General features: G+C 32.8%; 11 protein-coding genes and 1 pseudogene. 9 read left to right on the plus strand and 3 right to left on the minus strand.

Annotation, left to right across the window (positions count from 1 at the left end; all coding sequences use genetic code 11):
* Positions 1-290 (plus strand): hypothetical protein (locus VK90_RS30845; RefSeq protein WP_048375124.1); only part of this gene is annotated, 290 nt, incomplete at its 5' end.
* A 737-nt stretch (positions 291-1,027) separates the two neighbouring features.
* On the plus strand, positions 1,028-1,204 hold the full coding sequence (locus VK90_RS30325) for a hypothetical protein (RefSeq protein WP_197088222.1): 177 nt from the start codon (positions 1,028-1,030) through the stop codon (positions 1,202-1,204).
* Between the two features lie 99 nt (positions 1,205-1,303).
* On the opposite strand, the gene VK90_RS21595 is transcribed toward VK90_RS30325, so the two are convergent.
* Complete coding sequence (locus VK90_RS21595) at positions 1,304-1,486, minus strand: hypothetical protein (protein WP_000875171.1); 183 nt, start codon at positions 1,484-1,486, stop codon at positions 1,304-1,306.
* 425 nt (positions 1,487-1,911) lie between these two features.
* On the opposite strand from VK90_RS21595, the gene VK90_RS21600 reads away from it, so the two are divergent.
* Positions 1,912-2,520, plus strand: coding sequence for a MerR family transcriptional regulator (locus tag VK90_RS21600; RefSeq protein ID WP_048375126.1), 609 nt, complete (start codon positions 1,912-1,914; stop codon positions 2,518-2,520).
* Between the two features lie 212 nt (positions 2,521-2,732).
* Here VK90_RS21600 and VK90_RS21605 read toward each other — a convergent pair whose 3' ends face one another.
* Together VK90_RS21605 and VK90_RS30850 are read right to left on the minus strand one after the other, a co-directional pair.
* On the minus strand, positions 2,733-3,014 hold the full coding sequence (locus tag VK90_RS21605) for a hypothetical protein (protein WP_048375128.1): 282 nt from the start codon (positions 3,012-3,014) through the stop codon (positions 2,733-2,735).
* A gap of 315 nt (positions 3,015-3,329) precedes the next feature.
* A pseudogene (locus tag VK90_RS30850) lies at positions 3,330-3,440 on the minus strand (tyrosine-type recombinase/integrase); the annotation flags it as partial.
* Positions 3,441-3,807: 367 nt separating this feature from the next.
* Between VK90_RS30850 and VK90_RS21610 the strand changes: the two are divergent.
* The 6 genes from VK90_RS21610 (at position 3,808) to VK90_RS21645 (ending at position 9,585) form a co-directional block, all read left to right on the plus strand.
* Positions 3,808-4,107 carry a TIGR04197 family type VII secretion effector gene (locus VK90_RS21610; protein ID WP_048375130.1) on the plus strand — a complete coding sequence of 100 codons (300 nt, stop codon included), beginning with the start codon at positions 3,808-3,810 and terminating at the stop codon, positions 4,105-4,107.
* Complete coding sequence (locus VK90_RS21615; RefSeq protein ID WP_048375132.1) at positions 4,104-4,454, plus strand: DUF3958 family protein; 351 nt, start codon at positions 4,104-4,106, stop codon at positions 4,452-4,454. The genes VK90_RS21610 and VK90_RS21615 overlap by 4 nt, the downstream gene beginning before the upstream one ends.
* A 4-nt stretch (positions 4,455-4,458) precedes the next feature.
* Positions 4,459-6,066, plus strand: coding sequence for a pre-toxin TG domain-containing protein (locus VK90_RS29950; protein WP_156185449.1), 1,608 nt, complete (start codon positions 4,459-4,461; stop codon positions 6,064-6,066).
* A gap of 13 nt (positions 6,067-6,079) precedes the next feature.
* Entirely contained in the window at positions 6,080-6,457 is a 378-nt protein-coding gene (locus VK90_RS21630) for an immunity 22 family protein (RefSeq protein WP_048375134.1), read from the plus strand.
* A gap of 823 nt (positions 6,458-7,280) precedes the next feature.
* Entirely contained in the window at positions 7,281-8,747 is a 1,467-nt protein-coding gene (locus VK90_RS21640; RefSeq protein WP_048375135.1) for a plasmid recombination protein, read from the plus strand.
* A gap of 223 nt (positions 8,748-8,970) precedes the next feature.
* Positions 8,971-9,585 (plus strand): helix-turn-helix domain-containing protein, encoded by a 615-nt coding sequence (locus VK90_RS21645; protein WP_048375136.1) that lies wholly within the window; start codon positions 8,971-8,973, stop codon positions 9,583-9,585.
* Positions 9,586-9,810: the final 225 nt, after the last annotated feature.

Consider the following 9,810-nt stretch of genomic DNA (forward strand, 5'->3'; position numbering starts at 1 on the left):
ATTATGTCCTTGCAAAACTTTTTTTGGCGGGTTTTGGCATGTCGCCAAGCCGAACAGACCAAAAACGAGGTGTTAGGTTGCTCGACTTGGACCAGCAATTATACCCGCCAAACCGCAAGTTCTTTCGTTCAAGATATTATTCTTTTTCCATATGGATCAACGCTATGTGGGGTTTAGCCCCCACACGACTAGCCAGCACTTACACCCAAAAACAAGGAGAAAATAAAAAACCAAAAGTTTATGTAACATTTTTGGTTTTTTATTTTAATTTGAATTACATGGATCTCTAGTGGTTGTTTTTAATCACTCATAATCTTCTTTAAAAGGAATTAATTCATTAGATTTGTTAAATGAATAATTCATAATGACCCCTTTCAATTGTTATGTTGTAAGGGAGTTTACCAAATAAATAGGCGTTATACATTATTAGTGTATGCAGGGGACAAAAATGTGTATACACCTAGATAAGCTTTTTTTATATTTTAGAAAAGAACTTTATTAAATATATTTTTATGAGAGTAACATTTTGTTACTCTTTTTGTTTTGGCTTATAAATAAGGACTTATGTGAGGTTTACATAAATCTTTATTTAATAATTTAGGAAGCAAGTTAAAACTTTTGCATACTATGTAATTAGGAAAAACAGTTTTGGAAACAAAACGCCCTTTCCATAGGGGCAGCCCGAAGGGAAGACCGATGTCTTCCCACCCTACATAAAAAGACTACCTTAGGGTGGTCTTTTTAATTTTAGGTAATTTTAGGCATGATAAATTTCTTTTATTCGGATATTGCCAGTATTTTGGAAAAAAACCACGCTAAGAAAAAAATAAAATAAGCCATCCATATGGACAGCTTATTTACATAATTATTGTTATTGGCAGCAAGGACAAGGTGGAATTGTCTTTGGATAACGTGATTTTTGTTTTGATACAATTTGATTATCTCAGATGGGTATTTACCTTATTTACTTTTAGATATTGGACGCATATCTTAATTAAGAATTCTAGAGGATAGGGAGGGCATACAGATGGAAAGACAAACACCTATTTATGGGGCAACTCCGTATTACGGAAGTCACTATCCTTATCATCCATACCACGTAGGTTATTATCCGTATCATCACCATCATTATTATCCATACCAGCATGTAGGTTATTATCCATATCATCATCACCATCATCATGGATATTCTAGCAGTTATTAATGTAAAAACAAAAAACATCAAAAAAGAGGGGACTTCTTGGGTCCCTCTTTAAATATTTTTAGTCTACATAACGCACGTTATTGGAAGTTACTTTTTGTTTTATTTTTTCTCACTAATTTTAAGTCGTTTTGCATTTATGAAAAATGCGCTCCCAATTACGAATATAACAGAAGAGATATACATTGTTATCCCTGAATATTCATTATCAAATATTGTAGTATTAAGCAAATTAACAAACACCATCAATATAAGTGATATGTACAATCCATTAATATATTTCACTTATGTCCCTCCCTTACTTTTTTCTTTTCTTCTTTTTCCCTATTTTACCATTTTAAAAAAGTGATATGTTGTTTGATTTTGGTTGTATATCGTATTCATGTAAAGTTAACATAACGTCCTATTATCAGTAGCAAGGATAAAAAAGGAACCCTTGTTTTTATAGGGTTCTTTCTTTTTTTTAGTAAAATTGATATGCATGATTTTATACATGGTTGATATAGCAAGGATCCTCCGAATCCTTGCTATTTTGTTTTTCATCTTTTTTTGGATAAAATCTTGTATAAATTAAAAAGAGGATACACGTTGTTTTTTAAATCTGGAAAATACAAAGGGAATTCTCTTAACATTCTTGAATAATCATTGAAGAGTGGGTAAAAGAGCGCTCATAAGGAAATATATGATATTCTAAAGAGTGAGGTGATAGCTTGAAAGAATATGAATATGTCTTGTTAAACAAAGAAATGAGTGAACGATTAAATATCGGGGTAAGTACTTTAAGAAAATGGGCTGCCGCGCTAGAAAAGAACGGATATTACTGGGAGAAAAATGATGATGGTACTCGCTATTATACTCACTATGATCAAGATACACTCATACTGTTTAAAAGCTTAGTACAAGAGCAAAAATTCAACTTAGAACAAGCTGCAAAAGTTATTATATCTAAGCGTGAAGGAAACCGCTCTTCATCAAGAACGGGGGACGCTCTCCAAGAAATACAACAAGAATCTAAAAGCGAAACCCACTCTTCTAACCGTTCTCTAACTCCTGTGACAAATGAATCTATACAAAGTTTAATAGATTATATAAAAGAGCAAGATAAACTTAATAGGCACCTATTAGAAAAAATTGAAGAAATGGAGAAAGAACGAAAAAGTGATAGAGAAATTTTAGAACGTATGGAACATCAACTTACTCGACAAGAAAATCGAGCAAATGAAAGAGATAAAATGTTGATGGAAAATATACGAAGTATTCAACAGCTTGCAATTACAAAGCAAAAAAATTCTTTTTGGAATCGTTTATTTAATAAATAAACAAAAAGGCTCACTTCTATATAACAAAGAGTGAGCTCTTTTGTTTACTACCGATAAGTGGGGTTATGTAAACTTAATAGAGGTGAGAAATTAGTGTTGGGATTTATTTGTGTATATTTTGGTTGAGTATGGGTGGTAAATCTGTATGAAATATATAATGTGCTTAGTGAAATAAAACAATGAGTATAGTTTCTAATCATAAATAGTTACTCTTAGTATATTTTTGTTTCTTGATGAAAAAATAACTTCCAATTACTATCTCTTTTTTCCCAAATAGAACTACGTATAGTTTTTAATCCTTTTGTTTCATTAAATATTTTGTAGATGGTTAATACACATTTCGATGATAATACATGTATATCAACACCTAAAATTAGTAAGTTTTCTGTTGTTAATGAGTGATCATCTGCTAATATTTTTGATAATTCTTCTGCGGAAACTTGTGCATTTGTTTTAAGATGGTTAATTGTTTTTTTTGGATTTTTATTTTTCATATAAAACATCTCCTAAAGGGAAACTGTGTTATTTAAAAATTTGGTTCTTTTTGTTTGTATTATGATTAAATAGGGTTATGTTAACTTCAAAAACGGGAGTAGCCCCCGAGATAATATCGGGAGCTACAGAGGAATACCATGACATAAACCTTGAATTACTTTTAAATACTTTTATGAGGGATTTATAACTTTAAAGTTGCCATAGGTAAAAATAATTTACTTAATACAAAAATACACTTATTTCCTTTTTAAGTCAATACAATTAAATATTTATCAAGATTAATCATAATAGTTAAATTAAACACAAAAGATGTCTATAATATTGTTTTTTTCGGAACAATGACGTTTAAGAGGCCATTTCATATCTTCGATTTGTTTTTTACTACGGATGGGTTGGGCATCAATGAAATGTGTTTTTTTGTTCATGGATTTTCTACCTCTTTATTTACAGTGTTTTGAATGTATACTTTTGTTGTGTATTTTGAGGATATCAGATGATTTGTCGAGAAGTCAATATTTTCGGTGATTTGAATGTAAACTAATATTTAAAAGTTTACATTGAAGAATAAGAAAAAGAGTCTTATTTAACAGCGTTAAGATTTTTACGATAAGTCATGTGATTGCATGGCTTTTTTGTTTGTGAAATATGTTAGCAATGCAAAAACAAAACTGAATGAATTAATAATTTTGTATTTAATATGTGACATACGTTTCGAATAAAAGACATTTTGATGTTTTCCTGTTTCGTTTTGCTATACTTGGTTGAATTTTTTCAGATTAAGGGGGTAATACATTGTCTGATATCAAAAGTGATTTAAGTGGAGCGCAACAGAAAGCAACGGCTTTAAAAAGTGCGACAGATATTATGATTCAATCTTCTTTAATATCAAATGAGACAGATACACAAACAACGGTTGCTGGTAATGCGAATGCACAAGAAGTTATTCAAATTGCACAAGAGACAGCGAAACAAATTGCTCTTGCCATTTCTACAGCGGCTAACAATATACATAGTGTGGCAGAAAATTTTGAAGCAATGGACCAATCGGCGAGTCAAACTGTATTCAACCGAATTGGAGGTTTGCATTCATGACACAAACAGAATGGGAAAAGTTGCATCAAGAGGAACAGGATTTGATAAAACAGGAAGAAGCAATTACAAAAGAGACCAGAGAAATCAAACAAGTAAAAGATATGTATGATAACCACTTTAGGAATTCTCATCGTGTAATGGATCAATTGAGATATTTATTTCATAAAAATGATGAACGTATTTTTTATGAGACAACAATGAGTGAATTTGCATGGGAATCCAAAAAAATTATGAATCACGTAGACGAGGGAGAACGAGAATTAAAGTCTCAATATAGAACCATTAAAAATAGTTTGAGTAATGTAGCATCTGAAAAAAGAAAAGCTTCAATGGCTGAGAAGGAGTGAACATATGAGTATTAATATGTATGTTTCAGCTTCTCAGAGACAAGCATCGAGCGTAAGTAATATGTGCAAACAACAAGTGCAGGGTTATAATCAATTACAAAAAGCGATCAATGATTTTACTCTGAATAGTCCTTTTTTAACGGGACAAGCATATGATTCGGCAAAGCAATATTTTTCTTCGGTCTTATATCCACTTGCACAGGCAGGTATATTGTTATCTGAAGCCGTCGAACGTGCGGTTAAGAAATTTCCAGAGACTTATGTTGCTCAAGTAGATAGTGGCGACTTGATACAAGCAGAGTTAGAAATAAAAATTTGTGAAGTCAATTCATTGTTAGGACAGGCAGAGGGCATTCAACGCAATCTAATGTTGCTGAATGTACCACATCTTGATGGGATGAGAACAGCTCAATTATCAGCTAACTCAACGCTTATTCATATGTATGGTGGTGTTAAGAAAAAGTTAGAAGAAAAATTACAAAAGTTGATCACCTTTAATTCGAGTTCTCCTAGTATATTTTCAGAAATCGCCTCTTTACAGCAAGCGGTTAACCAAGGATTAGCCCAAACAAAGACGGCATGGAATGCTTCCAGTGGTACATTTACGGTTCCAAATGCAGAAGCGTTAAGTTGGACAAAAGGCATTCAAGAAAAATGGCAGGATTATGTAAAACGTAATGAACCTAAGATAGAGGTACGAGCTGAAAAGGTAAATAAGGGTTCTGTAGGAGAACATACACATTATAATGTGTATGTTGATGGTGTTTATGATGAGGATAAAACGAAGGAACTTAAGTGGATGTTTGATAAGGAGTCTTTCAAAGAAAGCGCTCATTTCATAGGTGATTTTGTATTCATTAATGACATTTATCAATCAGTAACCGGTGAAGATTGGCTGTCAGGAGAAGAAGGTAGTAGAACGGCGGCAGCTGGAATGCTAGTTTTATCAGTCCTTCCTACTAAGAAGTTAGAAGACATAGCAAAAGCGTTAAAAGGTGGGAAGAAAACTTTAAAAGGTGTAGAATTAACTGAAAAGGAAGAGAAAGTATTAAAAGAGGCAGGGTTGCTTGACAAAATCAAAAGTGTTGAAAAAACCAGCGAAACTAATAATCTCAAAATCAATCAAAATGCTAAGAGTGAAACTAGGGGTACGGGAAAAGGTAGTAAGATAGAGGATATATCTAAATTAACTACAGAAGATATCCCGACTGCAAAAAGTGGTAAATTTAATGATTTCTTTAATTCTCTTTCTAGTGCAGAATTGGATGAATTATGGAAAGATAAAAAGATTAGAAAGAAAATAGAACGTCAGCTTAGAGAACCTGGTGGTTTACATGAATGGCATTTAGTATCAAGGGCTCCACAATTCAAGTTTTGGGATACAAGTGCTGAAAAAATTAAAGATTTAAGAACAGCAATATCTGATGTTAAATTTGTAAATCCTAAAGGTGTTCATGGAGGATTAGGTTCTACAAAAGCACATAATGAATTATTGGCAATTATTGATACATCAAATGACTATAACACATTTATTAGAAGACTTAATAATTGGGCTCACTATAGATTAGAGGGTGGAATTTCATCATTGCCAGAAGGGTTAAGATTAAAATAGGGGTGTGTTATTTATGGAAAAGCAAGGAATGGTTTCAATATGGTTAGGTAATATTAAAACACAAAACCAGTTAGAGAAATATGTCAATTTAACATACGATGAAGACGGAGAGTCTGTACCTTCTAAATTTTTTGTAGATTTCAATATTGATATGGATGAAACAGATGAGGATTTTATTGAAAAAGCAGTATTAGAAGAAAAGAGTGATAATATCTCTGCTTTATTAGAGGGGTGTTCATATGAAGAGATTATACTACCTAAAATTAGAGGATATGTTAACTTAAATAAGTTATATAACGCTGTTATTTTAATTTACAATTTTGAGCACGAGAACCTAGTGGATTCTTTTGAGGATTTTGATTATATTACTTCTACTAGTTACTTACAATAGTAATCTCTAGATTGAAATTTGAATAAACCGTTGAATAGTGAAGAGCGTTAATCTTATATTAATTTGAAACCTTGATGGGCTATATGCTCATCAAGGTTTTTTATAATTTTATGTTGAAATTAAAAGCTTATAGGGGTAGCACCAACATTTAGCGAATTTCGTACGCTTAGTTGAATTAACAAATGAATTTGATCCACTAGTTGGTTTTAGAAACCCTATAGTTATTACCATTGGAGTTGACTAACCAGTACCAAAAGTTTCCTAAAACCGGTCGTTTAAGGAATTTTATTTAGTTCCAATGAAAATAAGAGAAATTTTAGAACGAAGTCAAGGGAATGGATATATTATCTATGACAGAGGGTTTAATGAACGATTGGAACAACCCGCAATAAGACTATTGGGAGAAGATGAATAATGGGTAAGTGTCAACGGTAAGCGGACTGGAATGGTTCAGCGGTTTATGCTGATCCATGAAAGGAGCATTAAGGAGTTGATACGTGCAGCGGATTTTCCATCCTCTTGGCAGTTCCTCAAAACAAACCGTTTTGGGGACGCCAACCGGCGAGGGAGTCCCTCAAGGATTGAGGGGGTGGGGAGTTCGATTGAGGGGGTCAAGGGGAAGTGTTCCCCTTGTAGGTTCGGACAAAGTCCGAGGTGTTTTTCCATGCTAGGCATGGCTAGGCGGAGCCGAAAAGCGTCGCAGACCCCTATCGATTTTGATGCGAAAGCGTCAAAATACGTATAGGGTTACTTTAATTGACTCCATTTCGTCGCTTTGCTAGACTTATGGTATCAATTAATCTAGGGAAAGTGGTGGCACTTTATGTTGGGTTCTATTTCATTTAATCAATCTCACCAAAGTTCATTAAGTCACAATAACAGAGAAAACATTCATGGGAATCCTGGCATAGATCCAGCCAGATTAGATGAGAATATTTTCTTTGTTCAAAAGGACATCCGAAGTGTATACAAAGATGTCTTTCAAGAAGCAGTGGACAAGTATAACGAGAAACAAAAACGGAATGACCGTAAGATTGATGACTATTATAACAAAATACATAAAGACGATAAGACACATGAGCAACGAGAACTCGTTGTAGCGATTGGGGAAGGCAAAGATGACCCAAAGTATAGGGAAGCTAAAAAGGAAGCCCTGAAGCGCTATGCTGAAGCGTTTCAAGAGCGAAATCCAAACCTAGCGGTTTATAACATGGTTTTACATGATGATGAAGCCAATCCGCATTTACATATTAACTATGTACCCAATTTTGAAAGTAGTCGAGGATTAACGAGGCGTGTCGGAATGGATAGAGCCTTGCAACAACAAGGTGTAGAAGGAACGGGAATAAAGTTAATTGCACATTGGAGAGAATTAGAAACGGCCTATATTGAGCAATTAGCGAAAGGACACATTCTGAATTTTGAACGTGCCAATGTAGGTTCACATAAATACATGAAAGTCCGTCAATACAAGGAATATGCAGAAACAAGATCAATTGTTGAGAATCAAGTACAAGAAAAAGAAGCGCAATTACAAAAGATTGACCATCATTTAAAAAATATTGAAGAGAAAACAAACGAATTAGAAGTAGCGAAAAAGAGTTTGGAAAGTGATGTCGTTGATAAGTACAAAGAATTAGAGATAGTAAAACAAGAAGTAGAGAGTGAAAGTGAAAAGCTGCAACTAATTGGCGAGTGTCATGTAGAGTTAGAAAAAAGAGTGAAACAAATGCAAAAAGAATTAGATAGTGCTACGGATCAAGTGCCAAATGAACCTATTAAAATTCCATTTTTGCGTAAAGAAGTAATAACAGAAGTACAGGATAAGATGTTTGGAAAAGCTGAAATTACGAAGGAACAGACAAGAAATTATGTTTTATCACCAGAACAATATCAAGAATTAACAAAACAAGTGAATGCAGCGGTTACTATTAAAAAGGATTATGAGCGTTTGAAAAAAACAGATTTTGTGAAAGAGAATGAGAGTTTAAGAGTACATGCAGAGGATTGGATGAAAGAAAATCGAACATTGAAACAAGAAAAAAGTAAGTTGCAAGAGGAAGTTGGTATATTAAATAGGGAAATTAGCTCATTAAAAGCTTGTATAAGAGATTTACAGATTAATGTAAGAGTTTTATACCAACAAACGAAAAGTGTCCTTAAAGAGCAATTTAAAGCATTTAGAGGGCTTATTAAAAATGAATTGGGTAGCAAGGGAATAGACAATCAATTTGAACGTGAGCATAAGAGGGAAATGAGTAGACATCGAGGATATGACATGGAACGTTAAAAAAATTTAGGGAAACTTTGTTTTCATCTTTAAGGTTGTTAAAAACATGATAGAATGAAAAAAGAGTCATGCGGCTAACATGACTCTTTTAAAAGGGTATTTCAGCGAAAATACCTAAACTTCATTTATCTGATTATAGATTATCATAATTTGATTTATAATCAAATAGCAAAAAATAGGTATTTTTGTTGATTCCCTCAATTAAGGAGGAATTAACTTAGATATGACAAAGAAAATTATTGATTTTGGACAAGCTGAAAAAAATGCTAGAAAAAGAGATTTGGAAATTGAAAATGAACAATTTAAGCAAGATCATAATGATGTTGCTAAAGCTGAATTAGAACAGGCTATGGAACTTATGGCTAAAGCTACTGGTAAAGAGCTTTACATAGGCACTAAAAAAAGTCCTCAATCGAAAGTGAGGTTTGTTCAATTGATTCAAGATAATTGGAACTATGCTTTGGAAACGGGATATTTTACTGATGAAGAAATACTATTTTTAATGCGTATTCAACGTTTTTTACAATTTAAGAGTAATTGTATAGTTGATGATATTCATTCTAGAAGTGCAGTTCCTATGACTCAAACACAGATTGCTGAACGCCTTGGAACAAGTAAACCTAAAGTTAGTCGAGTATTAAAGCAATTACAAGAAAAAGGTGTTGTAGTAAAAGCAGTAGGTCAAGAAATCGAAGGTAATAACGTACGTACTAATGCAATTTTTATTAATCCTAACATTATGTTCTCTGGTGAACGTGACAATATTGAGATTACTTTAAAAGCATTATTTATAAAATCCAAATCATTATTGAAAAAATTTCCAATAGCCCTTTTTTAAGGGCTATTTTTTATAATTTCGTAGTTACCTAATTTGATAACTAATGTTACCTAATTTGATAACTACGAAATTACCTATAAACCCTTGATATAACAGCATTTTTATAACTACATAAGGTTAATTTACTCTCACTCTCTATATAAGGCTAAAAGTTCCGCAAGGAACAGGTAGTATTTTTAAGCAAACAACGCTCAAAAATCTCCACCTTCATAATAAAAAAAGAAA

Source organism: Bacillus sp. LK2, from assembly GCF_001043575.1.
In the GTDB taxonomy this organism is placed as follows: Bacteria; Bacillota; Bacilli; order Bacillales; family Bacillaceae_G; genus Bacillus_A; species Bacillus_A paramycoides.